We start from the raw sequence: 19630 nt of genomic DNA on the forward strand, positions 1-19630 counted from the left end.
GAGATTTAATTTTGAAAATATAAAAGCCTTCTACAGAAATGTGGAGGGCTTTATTTATTAATATACCCTAACAGCAACTCTTCAATTTCCGTACTGAGTAAATTGGTATTGCCTTCTAGAATCATTCCGTCTTTATCAAGTATCAACGCTTTATTAACTGATGTAAGCACCAATTTTTTTTCAGCTTCTTGAATGTTTTCAAACTGATATTCATTTGAAAGATTGTAATTAAGCCTCTTTACGATGTTTAGCCATTTTTTATAATGAGTATCCGTATTGATTCCTATATAATCATATTCTGGATATTTTGATTTCAATTCGGAAACTTTAAAATGGATGCTTTTATAATGCGGAACAGATTTCATGGACCAAAAGTAGAGTACTGTAGGTTTGTTAATTATACCTTGTAAGTCTGTCACAGTATTCTTTGTAGTAACCAATTCTAAATTTGGTACTATGTGATTAGGAGTTAATTGTATAGTGGCTTCTGCCAATCTGTTCATTATCTTTTTATGTTGTGTATTGGTACTTACTTTATTAAAAAGAGTAATTATTTTTTCCTCATTTTCTGAATTTTTAGCATTCAGTAAATATCGTCTCACATTATATTTTAAGAGATCATTTTTAAGGGAATCGTTTGTGATTACACTATCAATGACCTTCAGTTTAGCATAATTATGCAAAAAAGAAAGTCTATCAAAATTCGCTTCGTCTTGCTTTTGATTATGGGCTAAGTTGTCTAGATAAAAATTTAAAAAGCGATAGTATGGATAGGTTGTGCGCAGTAGTTCATTCCCAAAATCTACATTTTCACGATAGTCGTAAAAATCTGCAGGGAAATCGTTTTTATCAATGGAGCTTTTATTTGCGTGAGTAGATGTATAAAGCTCTTTACGCATATTATAGATATAATCAATATTAGATTCTGCTACCTCTTTAAGGATTTTAGTAGGCTCATTTTTTGATAAAAAACTAGTATAAATAGATTCCCACTCGTTTCTTAATGAGTCTAGTTTAGTTTCAAATTCTGCAGGAGGCAATTGATTGTAACGGGCAAGTAATGGAGCTTCTTTTTCATTTAAGAGGAAAAAATCCATTAAGAGATTATTCTTGTCGCCACCCTGTCCAGAAAAGGAAAGTGACTCGTCAAACTCAATAGTATTAACTCTCAGTAATATACTATCACCTGGTTCAATATAAACTGCTTGATATTCATTATGATTAAATGAATAAATACCTTCTTTAGGGTTTTTAAATTTATAAGTAAAAAAATTATTATTATCTAGTTTAACCGTATCTAGTACTTTATTATATTGTGTAATATAAATGTAGTCACTTTTTGGGTTTACAATTTCTCCACTAAGCCAAGTATCGCCATTACTCGATTCTTCTTTGTCATTACAAGAAACGATCAAAGCAATTAATAAAAAGATAAGTAGCGTTTTTTTCACGAGGGCTGCTATTTGGTTTTAAACAAATGTAAAAGACCCTGTATGTGCAAACTGTTAACCACACGTTAAAAGGAATATAAAAACGTTAATGTTTCTTCAGTCACAGGTTATTCGTTACTTTTGCGCAAAATTTAAAAGAGGAGAAAATGCTTTCAGTTTCAAATTTGTCAGTTCAGTTTGGGAAACGTGTGTTATTCGATGAGGTAAGCACACAGTTTGTTCAAGGAAATTGCTATGGAATAATCGGCGCTAATGGTGCTGGTAAATCTACATTTTTAAAAATAATATCTGGAAAACAAGAGCCAACATCGGGTCATGTTCATTTAGAATCTGGAAAACGCATGTCTGTTTTAGAGCAGAATCACAATGCTTATGATGAGCATACCGTTTTGGAAACTGTTCTTCAAGGTAATAAACCTTTGTTTGAAATAAAGACTCAAATAGATGCGCTTTATGCAGATTATACAGATGAAAACGCTGATAAAATTGGAGAGCTTCAAGTAGTTTTTGAAGAAATGAATGGATGGAATGCCGATAGCGATGCGGCGGCAATGCTTTCAAATTTAGGAATTGATGAGAGTTTGCATTATACGATGATGAGTGATATAGATGGTAAGCAAAAGGTGAGGGTGTTGTTAGCACAAGCATTATTTGGCAGTCCTGACGTATTGATTATGGATGAGCCTACCAACGACCTAGATTATGAAACCATTACGTGGCTTGAAAATTTCTTAGCTAACTATGATAACTGTGTGATAGTGGTATCTCACGACCGTCACTTTTTAGATGCAGTTTGTACGCATATTAGTGATATTGACTTCGGAAAAATAACCCACTACAGCGGTAACTATACTTTTTGGTATGAAAGTAGTCAATTGGCTATGCGTCAAAGAGCTCAACAGAACAAAAAAGCCGAAGAAAAGAAAAAAGAATTAGAAGATTTTATTCGTCGCTTTAGTGCCAACGTGGCTAAATCGAAACAAGCAACTTCGAGAAAGAAAATGATCGAAAAGCTGAATGTAGATGCTATTAAACCTTCTAGCCGTCGCTATCCCGCCATTATTTTTGATCGTGAGCGTGAAGCCGGTGACCAAATCCTTGAAGTTAATAAACTATCTGCTTCTATAGAGGGAGAGGTTTTGTTTAAAGATGTACATGTCAATTTAACAAAAGGGGATAAAGTAGTATTGTATTCTAGAGACTCACGTGCTACAACTGCTTTTTATGAAATTATAAACGGAAATAGTAAAGCAGATTCAGGAGACTATAAATGGGGTGTTACTACGCTACAAAGTTATTTACCTCTAGATAATGAAAAATTCTTCGAAAACGATATGTCTTTGGTAGATTGGTTGCGTCAATACGCCAAAACTGAAGAAGAGCGCGAAGAAGTTTACATTCGTGGCTTTTTAGGAAAAATGTTGTTTAGTGGGGAAGAAGCGTTGAAAAAATCAAACGTTCTTTCTGGAGGTGAAAAAGTACGATGTATGCTAAGTAGAATGATGATGATGCGTGCCAACGTGTTAATGCTAGACGAGCCAACGAATCACTTGGACTTAGAATCTATTACAGCGTTCAACAATTCTTTAAAGAACTTTAAAGGAACGGTTATGTTAACCACACATGATCACGAGTTTGCACAAACCGTTGGTAACCGTGTGATCGAATTGACACCAAATGGTGTGATTGATCGCTACGCTACTTTCGATGAGTATATGAACGATAAAAAACTAAAAGAACAGCGTGATAAAATGTATGCTGTAGAAGCTTAATAAAGAAAATCCCGCCAATTGGCGGGATTTTTAATTTTATAAAAATAGCTTGTTTTTTTATTCTTCTTCCTCCACATCTTTCAAAAACAAATCAATTACCGATTGTGCTCTAGGCAATTCATCCTTGCGGATAAATAACCTTACCTGTCCAGGGACACCAGTGGCAAAACCACTAACTATACCACTTTGGTGATCGTCTTTGGTTATAGGCTCAATGTTAATATCGTTCAGCCTTGATCTTAGCGCTTGTGCTAACATCGTTGGACCTGTATAAATTCGTATGGTTTCTTCAGGGTTTTCGCTCATAAGTTCTATGCGTTATAATATTTACTGTTCCAGATTGCGGTGTTAAAATTTTTTCCTTTAGCAAAACCGTAGAATAGGACCATTCCGCCTACCGATTTAAACATAAACAAAAATAACAATAAGTATTCTTGAGTAGTGGGTCCTGCTGAAAATAAATGAATAGGTGTAATAGCTGTGAGTGCTAAACTTACAAAAAACACCGTCACGACAAGGTTTTCCAGTGTTTTGTAAGGCCACATTAATGCTTTTCGTAATGGATGAAGGTCATTCCCCCATTTGTGTATTAAATAAAAATAATCGTTTCCCATTGGGGCGAAAAGCAAGGGGTCGTCGGCATTTTCAAGATTTAAAAGTTTTGCAGGAGCAATGATTTTAAAATTTTTAAGAGCCGTGTTATGTTCGTTTTCAAGCTGACGGATTTTACTAATAGCTTCTTCAGGAATGGTTTCTTTAAAAAAACGAGAGTCTAAAAATCGAAGCCGGTAATCCACACATATTTTCTGAATATCCGTAATGTGATATATTCGGTTGCTTTCCAGCTTATCGAAATTAAATGAATTATCTTTTTCTGAAACACCTTTTGCTAATGTTTCTTTTATAGCAAGACGCTTTGTTTCATTTTCAGAAAAAATAGTTGCTACTTCTTTTAAAATGTTTTCTTCAGAAATTCGCTTATCCCGAACCTGCTCCAATTTCAATTCAATATTGGTTTTTGTAAGCATACTAATTTCTTTTTATATAAAATTAAAGGATAAAGAAATGGAAAGCAACATTTTAACAAGAGAATTCTGCTCTTTAGACAGTTTCTGTAGTGTTAAATAAAACCCAAAACAATATAGAATTAAAACCGCGATGGAAAGGGCTACGTTTATATAGACACATAAACAAACACTAAAATAACAATTATGAAAAAGTTTAAAACAGTAGTTGCAGTATTAACAATGGCTTTAATAGCCGGTACTAGCACATCATTTGCACAAGATAAAATGATGAAAGACAAAAAAATGAAAGAAAAAACAGTTATGGTTGGCGGTGCCGAAATGTACCCTAGCAAAAATATAGTAGAAAATGCTGTAAACTCTAAAGATCATACAACATTGGTTGCTGCTGTTAAAGCTGCAGACTTAGTTGAAACCTTACAAGGCGACGGACCTTTTACGGTTTTCGCACCAACAAATAAAGCATTCGATAAATTACCAGAAGGAACAGTTGTTACTTTATTGAAACCAGAAAATAAAAAGAAACTACAAACGGTACTTACGTATCATGTAGTTGCTGGTGATATGAAAGCAGCCGATATTGTTGCCGCAATTAAAAAAGGTAATGGTAAAGCAACATTCAAAACCGTAAGCGGTGGAACATTAACTGCTATGATGAAAGGAAAAAAAGTAGTATTGAAAGATGAAAATGGCGGTATGGCAATGGTGACTATTGCAAACGTTAACCAATCTAATGGTGTGATTCACATAATAGATTCAGTTGTATTGCCAAAGTAATTTTTTATTGATTAGAGGTTAAGTTAATATTCTTAAAAGCGGCTTTTAAAAGCCGCTTTTTTAGTTTTTATAAAAAAAATATAATGATGCTATAAAATAAACGACGTATCTTTGTTAAAAAGACAGATATTTAACCTAAAAATTGAATATATATTTTAGTTTTAATTAAAAAATAGTTAATAACAAACTTAACAAGTACAATTATGAAAACTTCAAGAATTATTACTACCGCACTATTTTGTACCGCATTATTGGCAGGAACAGCTACTTCATTTGCTCAAGACAAAACCGAAAAAGAGGATATGAAGAAAGAGGAAATGATGGACAAAAAGCAGGACAAAATGACAAAAGAAGAGAAGATGATGAAAAAAAAGGAGATGAAAGAAGAGAAAATGATGAAAAAAAAGCAGATGAAGAAAGATAAGATGATGAAAGATGAAAAAATGAAGAAGGATGAAATAGAAGAATTGCAAGAATTGGACGACGACGGATTGATGAAAGATGATGATGGTAAGTAATCAATAATGCATTTCATTATAAAAAAAAACAGCGGTGTTATGCCGCTGTTTTTTTTAAATAGTTGTCTATAAATTAACGCAAGGTAGCACCAAAGTCTTTTTCAAAACGTTGTTGTAGTTTTTTCATTATCTTATCTATCTGCTTGTCGGTTAACGTTTTTTTATCGTCTTGCAACGTAAAGCTCACTGCATACGATTTTTTACCCTCTGGAAGGTTTTTACCTGTGTATACATCAAAAAGGTTCATAGCTACCAATAACTTCTTTTCCGTTTGTTTGGCGGCGTCTTTTAATGCTTTAAAGGTGATGTTTTCGTCTAACAATAACGCAAAATCTCGTTTTACCTGTGGATATTTTGGAATGGGTTTAACGTGAAATTCTTTTCTAGAAATAGCATTTAATACTTCATCCCAATTAAAATCTGCGTAAAATACTTCAGCTTCCACATCAAACTTTTTGGTAAGATGCTTCTTTAAAATTCCGAATTCAACAAGTGTTTTTTTGTTTGCTGAAATAGAAATTGCTTCAGTAAAGATATCGTTTTTAGTATCTTTTTCGGTTATATTGTTGATGCCTATTCGTTCCAAAATTGAAAGAATAATCCCTTTTCCGTAGAAAAAAGTAGTCTGCTTTGAAGGGCTTGCCCAATTATCTTCGGTTTTCTCCCCAGAGATTAATATAGATAAATGTTTATTTTCTATTCTATCTTCAGAAAAGTTATGATATGTTTTCCCGAACTCAAATAGTTTTACATTTGGCATCCGCCGATTACTATTATAGGCTAGTGCTTCTAGGTTGCCAAATAACATGGATTGCCGCAACACCGAAAGATCGTTACTCAATGGGTTTAACATGGTAACGTTGTGCTCTGGTTTTAAAGCTTCAGAATACTCTATAAAATCAGGATTGGTAAGCGAATTGGCCATCATTTCATGAAAGCCTAAAGCAGTAAGTTGGTCGCCAACTTTATTTTGTACTTTATAATCTTCAACGGGTTGTGTAATTGCGATTGAAGCGTTCAGCTTTTCGGTAAAATTAATGTTGTTGTAGCCATAGACACGCAAAATTTCTTCTATTACATCTACTTCACGGGTAACATCGTTTCGGTAGGCTGGGATGAGCATACCAATTCCACTTTCGGTTACGCTGTTTATTTTCATATCGAGCGAGTTGAGAATGTCCTTGATAGTTTCTGGAGAAATTTCTTCACCAATTAACTTAGCGGCATTATCAAAATTGAGGTATACTTGGTGATCTTCAATTTTTTTAGGATAAATATCTACAATCTCACTAGTAATTTCACCACCTGCAATTTCTTGGATTAAAAGTACAGCCCGTAGCATAGCATATTTACAGGTGTTTGGATCAATTCCTCTTTCAAAACGGAAAGAAGCGTCTGTGTTTAAACCGTGTCTTTTAGCGGTTTTCCTAACACTTATTGGATCAAAATAAGCACTTTCTAGAAAGATGCTCGTAGTTGTTTCACTAACACCGCTATTAATGCCGCCAAAAACTCCAGCAATACACATAGGGCCTTCAGCGTCACAAATCATTAAATCATCCTCATGTAACTCACGTTCTACTTCATCTAAGGTTGTAAAAGTAGTTCCTGCAGCTAATGTTTTTACCGTTACTTCGCTACCTTTTATTTTTGCTGCATCGAATGCATGCAGAGGTTGACCAAGGTCATGGCACACATAATTAGTAATATCTACAATATTATTAATAGGGGTAATCCCGATGGCCTGTAATCGGTTTTGTAGCCAAGTAGGGGATTGCTCAACTGTTAAACCACTTATAGTAACTCCGCAATATCGCGGGGCTTTGTCCATATCTTCTACATCCACATCAATTTTTAAGGTGCGGTTATCAACATGAAAGCTACTTGTGGATGGAGTTATCAGTTCTAATGAAATATTTTCTTGCAATAACCCTGCGCGTAAATCTCTTGCTACGCCCCAATGGCTCATAGCATCGGCACGGTTAGGAGTTAGGCCTATTTCAAAAACTATATCGTTTTCTATATTAAATAATTCGCTGGCAGGTTTTCCGGGTGCGAGTTCGTTGTCCAAAACCATAATACCATCATGACTTTGACCTAAACCTAATTCATCTTCAGCACAGATCATCCCCATACTTACTTCGCCCCGTATTTTTCCTTTTTTTATTTGCCAAGGTTCTCCTTTAGCATCATAAAGCGTAGTACCTACCGTTGCAACAGGAACTTTTTGTCCTGTAGCTACGTTAGGAGCGCCACATACAATTTGTACGGGTTCGCCATTTCCTAAGTCAACTTTTGTTAACTTCAATCGGTCTGCATTAGGGTGCTCAATACATTCAGTAACGTGCCCTACCACAATTCCTTCCAAACCTCCGGGAACAGAAGTGAATTTTTCAATCCCTTCTACTTCGAGCCCTAAATTGGTAAGGAGTTCACCTGTTTTTTCAGGACTCCAGTCCAGATTAATAAATTGTTTAAGCCAATTGTACGATATCTTCATTACAAATAATTCTAAACGAATTGCAAAGATAGCATTTACCTCGTTTTTTGTAAGTAATTTTGATACTTTCGGTATAAAGATTTTAAATTTTTTCTGATGAAATATCTAGGGTATATAATAATCGTATTGTTTTTAGTTTCCTGTTCAGAGGATAAACAGCCTTTGAAAACTGGTCCATGGCGTGCTGTATTACAATTAGACAATGAAAAAAAAATCCCTTTTCTATTGGAGTTTGAAAAGGACAGCAGTTTTGTAATAATTAATGCTGAAGAACGAATAAATGTTGATGATGTAGTTTTTAAGGGAGATTCTATTATTATCTCGCATCCTGTTTTTGAAGGGATGATAAAGGGAACTTATACAAAAGACAGCATTAAAGGAAGTTTTATAAAACCCAGCTTAGATAGAACCGTTCCCATTGTGATGAGTAGTGGAAGAAAAGCTAGGTTTGATGTGAATGCAGCTCCAAATACAATAGTGACGGGAAATTGGGAAACCGTTTTTAGTCCCAACTCGCCCAAAGATCGGTATGTAGCCAAAGGGGTTTTTGATCAAAGAGGAAATCGGCTTACCGGCACTTTTTTAACTACAACTGGTGATTATAGGTATTTAGATGGGGTTGTGGAAAACGATTCTATTAAACTTTCTACATTTGATGGAGCGCATGCATTTTTATTTGAAGCTAAAGTTGTCAAAAGCGATAGCGTACTAAAAGGAATGTTTTATAGCGGAAACCACTGGAAAGAGCCTTTTACTGCCAAAAGGAATAACAACTATAAATTGCCTGAAGCCGATTCTTTAACCTTTTTAAAAAAGGGGTACGATTCATTGAAATTTGCTTTTCCAACTATAAAAGGGGATACTATTTCTTTAAAAGATAAACAATTTCGAGATAAAGTGGTGGTGGTTCAATTAATGGGAACTTGGTGTCCTAATTGTTTAGATGAGACCAAATACCTTTCAGATTACTATAAAAACAAACCTGATAATGTAAAAGTTGTTTCATTGGCTTTTGAATATGCACCTACTAAAGAAAAAGCGATACAGGCAATCACTAAGTTTAAAAAAGCTGTGGGCGTAGAATATCCAATTCTGTTGGCTCAATATGGAAGCAGTAGCAAACAACAGGCGAATGATAAATTACCAATGTTAAATCATGTGATTTCTTACCCAACAACTATTTTTATCGATAAAAAGGGAGCTGTTCGTAAAATACATACTGGGTTTACGGGTCCTGCTTCGGGTGAAAGATATAAGGAGTTTAAAACTGAATTTGAAAGTTTTACTGAAATGTTAGCAAACGAATAATAGCTTATTATCGTGATTTCAAGTTATTTTTACAAAGGGTAATAATCTCTTTTATGCGTTTTTCTCTAGTAGTATCCCGTTTAGCACTATGTAACCAACTTAAATAGCTTTTGCGATAGCTGGGAGCAAAGTTTTGATAATTTTCAAAGGCATTTGGGTTTTTATTAAATGACCTTTGTAAATCTTCTGGAACAAGTAAGTTTTCAACGTCGTCCATTTCAGTCCATTTGCCATTTTCTTTAGCAATTTTAATAGAATCCCATCCGCTTTGATGAATCAAACCTTCGTTTTCTAATTCTGAAATATACTTTTTATTAAGGGCACTCCACGTACTTTTTGGATTACGCGGACAAAAATATTGTCGTCTTTTTCCATTCCCCAAGCTTTTCACCGTGCTATCAATCCATCCGTAACACAGCGCAACTTTTACCGCTTCTTCCCATCGCATAGAAGGGATGTCCGCATCAACTTTGTGAAAAATTAAATAAACTCCTTGCGAATGATTTTGGTGGTTTTCTTTCAACCATTCACGCCATTCTACATCCCTAGGGAAATACAGTTCAGGTTTTTTAGACATTAATTCATTTTTTCGCTTTCTACATAAAAGTCTTTTTTAATAGCTGCAGATTTAATTGGCTCAGTAAATTGTTTTTTGTGCCATCTATTTGTGGGATAAATCCACTTTTCTTTTCCGTTGATAATTGCAATAACGGGCATATCAAATCCTTTTACAATATTGGTGTACCGAAAAGAAAGCTCACTGCCATTAATTTTATATTCTACTTTTGGAATTTTTGTAGTGCGTAAGTATTGTTCCCAAAACTCAGATAGATCTATACCTGTTTTTTCGCTAATATAAGTTTCAACTTGCTTCGAAGTAACAGTCTGGTGATAAAAATCTTTATTTAAACCACGTAAAATGGTCCGCCACCTTTCATCGTTTTCAATCAATTGCCGAAGGGTATGTAAAATGTTCCCACCTTTGTTATACATATCGCTACTTCCTTCCTTCTGTACATTGTAGGTACCAATAATTGGTCGATCGTTTTTGATGCTCTTGCGAAGCCCAATCACATATTCTGAAGCGGCTTCTTTTCCGAAGTAATAATCTACATATAGACTTTCCGAATAATTGGTAAACCCTTCGTGAATCCACATATCGGCTACATCTTTATTTGTAATATTATTGGCAAACCACTCATGGCCTGCTTCGTGAATAATGATAAAATCGAACTTAAGCCCCCAGCCAGAACCACTTAAATCACGACCTAAATAACCATTTTTATAGTTGTTTCCGTAGGTAACGCTGCTCTGGTGTTCCATTCCCAAATAGGGGGTTTCAACGAGTTTAAAGCTATCTTCATAAAAAGGATAAGGACCAAACCAATGTTCAAAAGCTTTCATCATTTTAGGTGCTTGTTTAAATTGCTCTTTGGCTTTTTCAAGATTGTAACTCAGCACCCAATAATCCATATCGAGCATGCCTTTTTCACCTTCATATTCTTCTGAAAAATTTACGTAATCACCAATGTTGATGTTTACCCCGTAATTATTTATAGGGTTTACCACTTTCCAATGCCAAGTTTTGGTACTATCATTCTCTTTTGTTTTTTTCAAGCGTCCGTTGCCAACGGCTACTAAATTTGAAGGAGCAGTAATTGCTATATCGACCCCAGTGTCGGGTTCATCATACGGGTGGTCTTTGTTAGGCCACCAAATACTGGCTCCAATACCTTGGTTTGAAGTAGCGATAAACGGATTGCCGTTTTCATCTTCTGTCCAAGAAAAACCACCATCCCAAGGTGCATTTTTAGCTTCTACAGGTTTTCCAGAAAAGTAAAGAGTTACTTTATAGTCTTTTCCTTTTTTCTGGTTTTTTTGAAGATGAATGTAATGCGCATTTCCATTCGAAGTGATTTTTAACTCTTTTCTGCTTTGTACGGCTTTGTCCAAACTCATCGGGGGTTGTAAGTCAATTTGCATCATGTCGTTGTTTTCCAAAACCGTATACGTAACCGTGTTGGTGCCTTTTATACTTTTTTCTGAAGGAAATACTTCCACGTTTAGCTCGTAATGCTGCAAATCCCACCAGGCTCTTTCTGGGGTGACGCTACCTCGTAGGGTATCTTGGTGAGTGAATTCTTGTGCAAAAGAGGTGATTCCTATAAAAAGGAAAACGAAAGGGTGAATATTTTTTATCATATATAATTTATTATCTAAAAACTGAACTAGGAAAAACAACAACACTTTCAAAACCATCTTTATCAACAGCAGCTACGCCAAAAAAGTAATTATCTATTACAATGCCATCCAACGTAAATTCTGAAATATCACCAACAAAGCGGCTATGGTCCCAGGTTGGTGAGGTTGTGTCACGCCAATAAATTTTATAACCAACGGCACCATTTACCTTATCCCATTTTAATTTAGCTGATGGTTCTACAATACCACCAATGCCTACATTTTGTGGAGCTGGCGGTGCCCACGCTAAACTAGCCATATTTATAGCGTTTACAGCGGTCAATTTTGCTGCATAGTCAAAATTAACAAACTTTAATTTATCACCGTATTCAATTCCTTTTTCAGTTCTAATATCTTGGTGTTGCTGTGTGTAATTTTCGTGGGCTTCCATGATACGTATTCCAGCAAAGCCTACGTCGTTAAATGGTCGATGATGTCCACCTCTCCCAAAACGATCTAATCTATAAATCATCATCGGGTTCATTTCTGGCATATAAGTTTTTGTAGTTTTATAAACATAACGCGCCAATTGGCGGGATATACCATCTACTTCGCCTCCGTAAAAACGTCGGGCACGTCTTTCTTTTTCTGTTTCATTGGGAGGAACGGGTTCAGAGAATATTCTGAAATCCCGATTACTTATTACCCCGTTAACACCTTCAATGTTCCCAATCATATCATTATTAAAAACTCCTATAATTTCCCAACCTTGTTTCTTGGCGTATTCAGCAAATCCTTTTCCGCCGTACTCGTGCAGCTTCCATAGCTCCAGCCATTCCACTAGCGTTATCATTCGCACCAGGAGAGTCGTCTGTAAAATTATTAGAGTCACTAATGCGACTATCGATATCACCACTCATAATAATGTATCGATTGGGGTATTTTGTGCCCTTTTGTATGGCAGCAACATTATTTATCCAAACATCCTTTGTTATACGTTCGTTATCTCCTTTTTCTACAAAGTTTTTTTGATAGAAAACATCAAGACAATTATTACAATCTTGTGATATTTTATCAAAACTAGATTTTATCCATCGCCTCGCAGCCCCAATTCCACGGGTATCTGAAACAGTGTCGCTCAATGTATGGCGGGTTCCAAAATTAGCAAGAGTTGTAATGTCTGCTTCAATTCGCTCAGCAGAAACGGAATTTATAATATCGTATATGCGGGAATCGGTTTGTGAAAAAGAACAATAGGCTATAAGTAGGCTAAAAAAGAGAAGTGTATTTTTCATAAAAGGAAAATTTCTTTAAAAATACAGAAAACTTAAGCGTGCAACAAGAAGGGAAACCTATTTAAAAAACTATTTTGGAACGGCAACCAATGCCAATTTTTTACCATCCGGACTTACCGCCAATCGTGTAATATTGGTGATATTATATTCTGAAAGGTTTGCTACTTCTTGCCATTCTCCATTTCCGAAAAGATCGTACAGAAACAATTTATTTCCGCTACCAATCAATAGTTTAGATTCACTAAGCCAAATATGGTCCTGAATCCCGATAGGTAATTCTGCAACAAAATAGCTCTCTAAAGTTTCTGTATTTAATTGATAGATGTCATAATTATCGTCTTCATTTAAAAAAGTATAACTCATCGTTCTTTTTGTGTTAGGGACTTTATGTAGGGAACGGCCTGCATTATATTTTAAGGTGTCTACTTTTTGAGTTTGTAAATTTGCAAGAATCAGATTTAATTCGTTTTGAGCTAATACCGAAGCGAGAAGTGTTTGCTCATTATTAAAAGCATAATATGCTATTTGTAGATTAGGAATAGTTTCTTCGTTCGACGAATTTCCATCATAAGTATATAAGCGCTGTTTTCCATCAGGATCTAAGCGAACTGCCGTTATTTTTTTAGAATTTGGTATTTGTACGGGTGAGTATTCACCACCTTTTGTAGGGGAGTGGAAAAAACTTTTTTCTTCTGAAGGAATGTTATAGACTGAAATATCGGTCTGACCTTCATTATTTCCAGCGAACACAACGTTATTATTGTCTATAAAAAACGGTTGATTGTCATAACCCGTATTTTCTGAAATATTCTGAAGGTTATAAACTTCTAATCCAGAGTATGAAGCGTTAATATTCATTATATACACTTCAGTGTTTTCCTGAGCGATACCAAAATAACCAATAAACAATAGGAGTAGGGCAAAAGACTTTTTCATTCAATTATAATTTTCTTTAAAAATAACAAACTTTAGGCCAGAATATAAAAAGCTGAGGATACAAATAAAAAAACGTCGTATTTGTTTTTAGATTTTAAAAATTAACTATTTATTCAACTTCTAGAAAATCAGTTTTATAGAAGGGAATTCCAGTCTCGGTAATTCCTTGAATTTCTATTTGAACCCTACCCTTCTCATCACTTGTGTAAAATGAAACTTCAGCGTTTCGGTAACCGTTGGTAACTATATTTGGCTTCCAGAAAAGTGTTGTACGTCTATCTTCTCTGCTCCTGTTTCTATCTATTAAAGAGTAATCGGGTGCGTAAAACTCCCGAGCGTTATAAAAACCAGAAGCGTTAAAGTTGACTGAACCCGGTTTTCTGTCAGAAATATCCGCTTTATCTCTTTGACCTCTTTTAGTATAAATTGCTATGATGCCTTGTGCTTCTAAGGCATATCCTCCAGATGCTTGACCCGTATTGTGTACATCTATAAAATCTATATCTGTTTGGGGGACAGAACGAGCAGTAAGTAAATCTACCTTAACATTGTCTAAATAAAAAGCAGGTTTTAATCCTCTAAGATTTACTTCAAAATCTTGTGAGGTTTGATTTAAATAACCTTGTTTTCTACCAATTCGAACTCCTGGAATATTTGCTATTAATTCCATAAAGTCATTTGCTCCATGCATACCGAATTCATCTACTACCACGCGATGCGATGGTGCAAAAAATCGAGTTCTTTTATTTCTTGCAGCTTCCTTAATTTCTTCTTCAGAGGTTACTTTTCCTTCAAGCTTTACTTCATCCAATAACTCCCTGTCGCCATCATACTTAAAATTTCTGAATATATTTTTTTGTGTTTTTTTTCTATATGTTTCAATATTTAGGACTTCTTGATTAAATGGATTGATAACTCTATTGGGGATAATACTGGGTTTTTGCTTAGGAGGATTTAGAATAATATTAGTATCACCAAAATTTGGTTTTTCTGAAGATATAGCTTCCCCGGCGTTAAAATAAACATCAATAGTATCATTAAAGACAAAAGGGCCATAGGAAAAGTGTCCACTTTTATCGGTTTTCTGTGTTTCTTGATAAAATCCACCTTTTCTAAAGGTTAATTTGGTTTCACTAATTTTATTCTGAAAAGGGGATTTTGAATCAATAGTTTTACCAGAAATATAAATCCCTTCCTCTGGTTTAAATTCTTGAAACGGACTTTTCTCTAATAACTCTTGCCAAGTAAAACGTCGCCAACCGTGGGTTAGCATTGTTAAATCGAGTAGTTGATTTTTTTTAATGGTATCTCCAGCAGTAAAAAAGTAGTTGGGGGATTTTATCTTACCTCTTAAATCTGAATTTAGTAGTAACCAGGTTTTAATATTTTCAGAATTGTTATTTGGTTTAATCAGTTCAGCGTCTGTAACAGAAACAGAATAGGTGCCAGGAATCAATCTTCCTTGTGAATTTTTAAGCTCAATTTCTAAATTCACCTTATCCCTTGTGGTTGTAGATGTTCCATTGGTTTTTTCAACTGAAATAGAAATATTTTCTTCTTTTTTAATATATGCCAACCGTTCTGCTACTGGTTTTTTAGAACCATTGAATAGGACAATGTCTAGAATACCTTCTTTTAAATCATCTTTTGGTATTTTTAATAACATGGATTTTTTGTCTTGATATTGAGTATAATCAAAAACAGCTAATCCTCTTTGTTGACCAATAACCAAGGTGTTTTTTAGCCCTTCTTCTTTATTGGTCGAAATATTAATTAACACCTCTTTTTCATCTATAGAGGTGTTTATAACGAATCCTTTTTCAAGCGGAACAGGCAAAGGATATACAATATCCTCGTTAGCCGAACTAATAACCGCTCGATACTCTTTACCAGGCTCTGGGTTTATATAAAAAGAGCCGAGACCAAACTCGAAGGTTTTAAAGTCTGTGATTTGATTGCCTTGCGCATCTTCAATAATCCCCACAACTGGATTAGCCGATAAATTGGCGCCTTTTATTTTTACCGCCACTTTATTACTCATTCCAGAAACTAAATAGCCTCCCTCAGGATAAAATCCTATTTCGGGCAATATTGAAGTTTTTGTTTCTTCAGACTCGTTATTATTATTTGAATCTTGACTATTTTCATTTAAAGCAAAAACTGGAATTTCCTTTTTAAAGAAGAAATATTTTGGTTGATTCCGCATGTAATTGGTATAAGCGCGTAAAAGATACGTGCCTTCTTTTAAATCTAGAGGCAACTTAAAATCGCCTTCTGCACTAATTGATTCAGTAAATAGCTTTCGCTCGCTAATTATATTGTCATTATCATCTATTAGCTCTACATAAATAACATTGCTTTTATTGGTTTCTGTATGGGTAACACCGTTCACGAGATAGGTATTGTACCATATATCTTCTCCTGCTGTATAATAGGGTTTGTCTGTTTGAATGTAAATTTTTTCAGGATATTTTTCAGTAGCGTATTCGTTAAGTCTATTTAGAATTAGAAATTTTAATCCGGATAAATCACTTACTGAAAATGCAAGGCATAAAAAGCATATTGTCAGTATTAAAGCCTTTTTCATAATAATATTATATTAATCTTTCATAAATATAGTAAAATTATGCTTTTTATGTGATTTTGAATCAGTTGATAATTTGAAAATGATAAAAGTACTGCAGAAGGATTTTAATAAAAAAACCTGCAAGATTTTCCTAATCTTGCAGGTCATACTTTAAGTAGTATTAATTATTTGTTAACTTAAAACGGATACGTATTTTCCGCTGTTACTTTCTCAGCAATCTTGTTTCGTAATTGAACAATATTAGGGAAGTTATCATACTTCGTCCAACGTTTAAGTCCCATTAGCATTGCTTTTTGTTCGTCACCTTCAGCAAAGGATATGATTCCTTCTTTTGCTTTTTGATTCACAATCTCCACTGCATGATATAAATATAATTGCGCCATAGCTACTTGATAATCAGCATCTGAATTATCACGTTTATGGTTCTTTTCGGCACGTAGAATAGCACTTTCTGCCATGTAGATTTCAATTAAAATATCGGCTGAAGCCAATAATAATTGTTGGTGCTCTTCTAGTTCAGGACCGTATTTTTTAACAGCACTACCAGCAACCATCAATAATACTTTTTTCAACTTGGCAACCATTGCTTTTTCTTCTGAAAGTACTTTAGAATAATCAGGTGTATCAAATGATGGAATACCCATCAATTCTTCACCAACAGCTTGTGCAGGGCCTAATAAATCTACGTGACCTTTCATTGCTTTTTTTACAAGCATTCCAATAGCCAACATTCGGTTTATCTCGTTTGTACCTTCGTAAATACGAGCAATACGAGCATCACGCCAAGCAGATTCCATTGGGGTGTCGGCGCTAAAGCCCATTCCACCGAAAATCTGAATTCCTTCATCGGCACAGTTTTGAATGTCTTCAGAAACTGCTACTTTTAAAATAGAGCATTCTATTGCGTATTCTTCTACACTTTTTAATTCAGCTTCTTGGTGGCTGTTTCCAGCTTCCATACGAAGTGCGATACGTTCTTCAATGTTTTTACCAGCACGGTAGCTAGCACTCTCACCAGCAAAAGCAGAGGTTGCCATTTCGGCTAATTTCGATTTAATAGCACCAAACTTAGCAATTGGAGTTTTAAACTGAACCCTGTCGTTAGCATATTTAACCGCTTGGTCTATAACGCGACGTTGTGCATCTAAACTAGCTGCAGCCAACTTAATTCGACCTACATTTAAAGCATTCATCGCAATTTTAAATCCGTTTCCTCTTTCTGAAAGCATGTTCTCAACTGGCACTTTGGTATCGTTGAAAAACACTTGACGAGTAGAGGAGGAGTGGATGCCTAATTTTTTCTCTTCTTCGCCAAACGTAATTCCGTTTTCAGAATCATTTTCAACTATAAACCCTGTAATATATTTGTCGTCTTCAATACGAGCAAAAACGATAAATACATCTGCAAATCCCGCATTTGAGATCCACATTTTTTGACCGTTGATGATGTAGTTTTTCCCATCTTCAGAAAGAACAGCTTTTGTTTTTCCACTGTTGGCATCACTTCCTGCACCTGGTTCAGTAAGGCAATAAGCGCCAAACCATTCACCAGTAGCTAATTTAGGAACGTATTTTTTCTTTTGTTCTTCCGTACCATAAAGTGTAATTGGCATTGTACCAATACCTGTATGTGCACCGAAAGCTGTTGCTACAGAGCCTGTAGCTCCTGAAATGTAATCGCAGACCAACATTGTGGTTACGAAGCCCATTCCTAATCCGTCATATTCTTCAGGAACGGCTACACCCAATAACCCCATTTCACCAGCTTTACGCATAACTTCTTCTGTTAATGCGTAATTTTTCTTTTCAAATTCTTCTTTTTTCGGCCAGATTTCGCGATCTACGAATTCTTTAACCGAATCACGCATCATTTTTTGTTCTTCGGAAAAATCTTCCGGAGTAAAAATATCGTTAGCAGCTGTTTCTTTTACCAGAAACTGTCCGCCGCGAAGCAATTCTTTATTTTCAGCAGTTGTACTCATTTTTTTAGATTTTAGTAGTTAGTATTAAGTATTGAGAATCCTTTCTCGTTACTTCATACTCATATTTCAATACTTAATTAATTTAAAAACTCATAAATTCCGGCAGCACCTTGTCCAGTACCAACGCACATAGTAACCATACCATACTTACCTTGCATATCACGCTTTCTCATTTCATCGAAAAGTTGAACGGATAATTTACTACCAGTACAGCCAAGTGGGTGACCTAGTGCAATCGCTCCTCCATTTACGTTTACTATATCTTTATTAAGACCTAGCTTTCTAATTACAGCAAGAGATTGAGAAGCGAATGCTTCATTCAATTCTACTAAACCGATTTGATCTAGCTTCATACCTGCTTGGTCTAAGGCTTTTGGAATTGCTTTAATTGGTCCAATCCCCATAATACGAGGTTCAACCCCTACAGCGGCATAATTTACCATACGGGCGATAGGCTCTATATTTAATTCTTTCACCATTTCTTCACTCATTACCATTGTAAAAGCGGCACCATCACTCATTTGCGATGAGTTACCAGCTGTTACACTTCCGCCTTCCGCAAAAACAGGACGAAGTTTAGACAAAGCTTCCATGTTGGTTCCTTTTCTAGGTCCTTCGTCTTTATTTACAGTATAAGTTTTCGTTTCTTTTTTACCAGCATCGTTTACAAATGTTTCATCCACATCAATAGGAACAATCTGGTCTTGAAAACGGTTTTCTTCTTGTGCTTTCAAAGCTTTCATATGGCTGTTGTAAGCAAATTCATCTTGATCTTCGCGAGAAACTTTATATTCATTAGCAACAGCTTCTGCTGTTAGTCCCATTCCCCAGTAATAATCTTCATTCCCTTGCTTGGCTAATTTATAATCGGGTACTGGTTTGTAACCACCCATTGGAATGTAACTCATACTTTCGGCACCACCGGCGATTATACAATCGGCCATACCACTTTGAATTTTAGCGGTAGCCATCGCAATCGTTTCAACACCTGAAGCACAGTATCTATTTACTGTAACACCAGGGATATCTTCAATTTTAAGTCCCATTAAGGAAATTAAACGCCCCATGTTAAGGCCTTGTTCGGCTTCAGGCATCGCATTACCGACAATTACATCGTCTATGCGTTTTTTATCAAGTTGCGGAAGTTCATTCATCATATATTGAATGGTTTCTGCAGCCAGTTCATCTGGTCTTTTAAAACGGAACAAGCCTCTAGGTGCTTTCCCTACTGCTGTTCTGTATGCTTTTACTATATATGCTGTTTTCATATTTTTTTATTTTGAATTATTAAACTTTAG

At 35.2% G+C, this 19630-nt stretch carries 14 protein-coding genes and 1 pseudogene; 4 read left to right on the forward strand and 11 right to left on the reverse strand.

The window, feature by feature from the left end; all coding sequences use genetic code 11:
- Nucleotides 1–50 precede the first annotated feature (50 nt).
- Entirely contained in the window at nucleotides 51–1451 is a 1401-nt protein-coding gene (locus AACZ92_RS04425) for a thioredoxin-like domain-containing protein (RefSeq protein WP_339697546.1), read from the reverse strand.
- A 146-nt stretch (nucleotides 1452–1597) separates the two neighbouring features.
- Here AACZ92_RS04425 and AACZ92_RS04430 point away from each other — a divergent pair, with 146 nt between their 5' ends.
- Nucleotides 1598–3223 (forward strand): ABC-F family ATP-binding cassette domain-containing protein, encoded by a 1626-nt coding sequence (locus tag AACZ92_RS04430; protein WP_339697548.1) that lies wholly within the window; start codon nucleotides 1598–1600, stop codon nucleotides 3221–3223.
- Between the two features lie 57 nt (nucleotides 3224–3280).
- Here the strand turns inward: AACZ92_RS04430 and AACZ92_RS04435 are convergent, their stop codons facing one another.
- Nucleotides 3281–3529, reverse strand: coding sequence for a DUF2007 domain-containing protein (locus tag AACZ92_RS04435; RefSeq protein WP_339697550.1), 249 nt, complete (start codon nucleotides 3527–3529; stop codon nucleotides 3281–3283).
- A 5-nt stretch (nucleotides 3530–3534) separates the two neighbouring features.
- Entirely contained in the window at nucleotides 3535–4251 is a 717-nt protein-coding gene (locus tag AACZ92_RS04440) for a hypothetical protein (RefSeq protein ID WP_339697552.1), read from the reverse strand.
- A 183-nt stretch (nucleotides 4252–4434) separates the two neighbouring features.
- On the opposite strand from AACZ92_RS04440, the gene AACZ92_RS04445 reads away from it, so the two are divergent.
- Both AACZ92_RS04445 and AACZ92_RS04450 read left to right on the forward strand, forming a co-directional pair.
- On the forward strand, nucleotides 4435–5025 hold the full coding sequence (locus AACZ92_RS04445; protein ID WP_339697554.1) for a fasciclin domain-containing protein: 591 nt from the start codon (nucleotides 4435–4437) through the stop codon (nucleotides 5023–5025).
- 203 nt (nucleotides 5026–5228) lie between these two features.
- Complete coding sequence (locus AACZ92_RS04450) at nucleotides 5229–5543, forward strand: hypothetical protein (protein ID WP_339697556.1); 315 nt, start codon at nucleotides 5229–5231, stop codon at nucleotides 5541–5543.
- Nucleotides 5544–5616: 73 nt separating this feature from the next.
- Here AACZ92_RS04450 and pheT read toward each other — a convergent pair whose 3' ends face one another.
- Entirely contained in the window at nucleotides 5617–8043 is a 2427-nt protein-coding gene (gene pheT, locus AACZ92_RS04455) for a phenylalanine--tRNA ligase subunit beta (RefSeq protein ID WP_339697558.1), read from the reverse strand.
- A gap of 96 nt (nucleotides 8044–8139) precedes the next feature.
- Here pheT and AACZ92_RS04460 point away from each other — a divergent pair, with 96 nt between their 5' ends.
- Nucleotides 8140–9351, forward strand: coding sequence for a TlpA disulfide reductase family protein (locus tag AACZ92_RS04460; protein ID WP_339697560.1), 1212 nt, complete (start codon nucleotides 8140–8142; stop codon nucleotides 9349–9351).
- A gap of 7 nt (nucleotides 9352–9358) precedes the next feature.
- Here AACZ92_RS04460 and AACZ92_RS04465 read toward each other — a convergent pair whose 3' ends face one another.
- The 7 genes and pseudogenes from AACZ92_RS04465 to AACZ92_RS04495 all read right to left on the reverse strand — a co-directional run bounded on the left by AACZ92_RS04465 (nucleotide 9359) and on the right by AACZ92_RS04495 (nucleotide 19600).
- Entirely contained in the window at nucleotides 9359–9928 is a 570-nt protein-coding gene (locus tag AACZ92_RS04465; RefSeq protein WP_339697562.1) for a YdeI/OmpD-associated family protein, read from the reverse strand.
- Nucleotides 9928–11553, reverse strand: a complete 1626-nt coding sequence (locus tag AACZ92_RS04470) for a M1 family metallopeptidase (protein WP_339697564.1) — start codon at nucleotides 11551–11553, stop codon at nucleotides 9928–9930. Before AACZ92_RS04470 ends, AACZ92_RS04465 begins: the two co-directional genes overlap by 1 nt.
- Nucleotides 11554–11563: 10 nt before the next feature.
- Nucleotides 11564–12827: pseudogene (locus AACZ92_RS04475) on the reverse strand (M28 family metallopeptidase).
- A gap of 69 nt (nucleotides 12828–12896) precedes the next feature.
- Nucleotides 12897–13763, reverse strand: coding sequence for a hypothetical protein (locus AACZ92_RS04480; protein WP_339697566.1), 867 nt, complete (start codon nucleotides 13761–13763; stop codon nucleotides 12897–12899).
- Nucleotides 13764–13872: 109 nt separating this feature from the next.
- Nucleotides 13873–16350 (reverse strand): hypothetical protein, encoded by a 2478-nt coding sequence (locus AACZ92_RS04485; protein ID WP_339697568.1) that lies wholly within the window; start codon nucleotides 16348–16350, stop codon nucleotides 13873–13875.
- A 176-nt stretch (nucleotides 16351–16526) separates the two neighbouring features.
- A complete protein-coding gene (locus AACZ92_RS04490) occupies nucleotides 16527–18332 on the reverse strand; it encodes an acyl-CoA dehydrogenase family protein (RefSeq protein WP_339697571.1) in 1806 nt (601 codons plus the stop codon).
- Nucleotides 18333–18409: 77 nt separating this feature from the next.
- Nucleotides 18410–19600 (reverse strand): acetyl-CoA C-acyltransferase, encoded by a 1191-nt coding sequence (locus AACZ92_RS04495; protein WP_339697573.1) that lies wholly within the window; start codon nucleotides 19598–19600, stop codon nucleotides 18410–18412.
- Nucleotides 19601–19630: the final 30 nt, after the last annotated feature.

This window comes from uncultured Marixanthomonas sp., assembly GCF_963974425.1.
GTDB lineage: Bacteria > Bacteroidota > Bacteroidia > Flavobacteriales > Flavobacteriaceae > Marixanthomonas.

What these genes read in the sequence shown, in the direction of transcription:
- AACZ92_RS04460 (WP_339697560.1), top strand. Translation starts at nt 8,140, where the DNA reads ATGAAATATCTAGGGTATATAATAATCGTATTGTTTTTAGTTTCCTGT.
- AACZ92_RS04480 (WP_339697566.1), bottom strand. Translation starts at nt 13,763, where the DNA reads ATGAAAAAGTCTTTTGCCCTACTCCTATTGTTTATTGGTTATTTTGGT.
- AACZ92_RS04430 (WP_339697548.1), top strand. Translation starts at nt 1,598, where the DNA reads ATGCTTTCAGTTTCAAATTTGTCAGTTCAGTTTGGGAAACGTGTGTTA.
- AACZ92_RS04490 (WP_339697571.1), bottom strand. Translation starts at nt 18,332, where the DNA reads ATGAGTACAACTGCTGAAAATAAAGAATTGCTTCGCGGCGGACAGTTT.
- AACZ92_RS04485 (WP_339697568.1), bottom strand. Translation starts at nt 16,350, where the DNA reads ATGAAAAAGGCTTTAATACTGACAATATGCTTTTTATGCCTTGCATTT.
- AACZ92_RS04470 (WP_339697564.1), bottom strand. Translation starts at nt 11,553, where the DNA reads ATGATAAAAAATATTCACCCTTTCGTTTTCCTTTTTATAGGAATCACC.
- AACZ92_RS04435 (WP_339697550.1), bottom strand. Translation starts at nt 3,529, where the DNA reads ATGAGCGAAAACCCTGAAGAAACCATACGAATTTATACAGGTCCAACG.
- AACZ92_RS04465 (WP_339697562.1), bottom strand. Translation starts at nt 9,928, where the DNA reads ATGTCTAAAAAACCTGAACTGTATTTCCCTAGGGATGTAGAATGGCGT.
- AACZ92_RS04440 (WP_339697552.1), bottom strand. Translation starts at nt 4,251, where the DNA reads ATGCTTACAAAAACCAATATTGAATTGAAATTGGAGCAGGTTCGGGAT.
- AACZ92_RS04450 (WP_339697556.1), top strand. Translation starts at nt 5,229, where the DNA reads ATGAAAACTTCAAGAATTATTACTACCGCACTATTTTGTACCGCATTA.
- AACZ92_RS04445 (WP_339697554.1), top strand. Translation starts at nt 4,435, where the DNA reads ATGAAAAAGTTTAAAACAGTAGTTGCAGTATTAACAATGGCTTTAATA.
- AACZ92_RS04495 (WP_339697573.1), bottom strand. Translation starts at nt 19,600, where the DNA reads ATGAAAACAGCATATATAGTAAAAGCATACAGAACAGCAGTAGGGAAA.
- pheT (WP_339697558.1), bottom strand. Translation starts at nt 8,043, where the DNA reads ATGAAGATATCGTACAATTGGCTTAAACAATTTATTAATCTGGACTGG.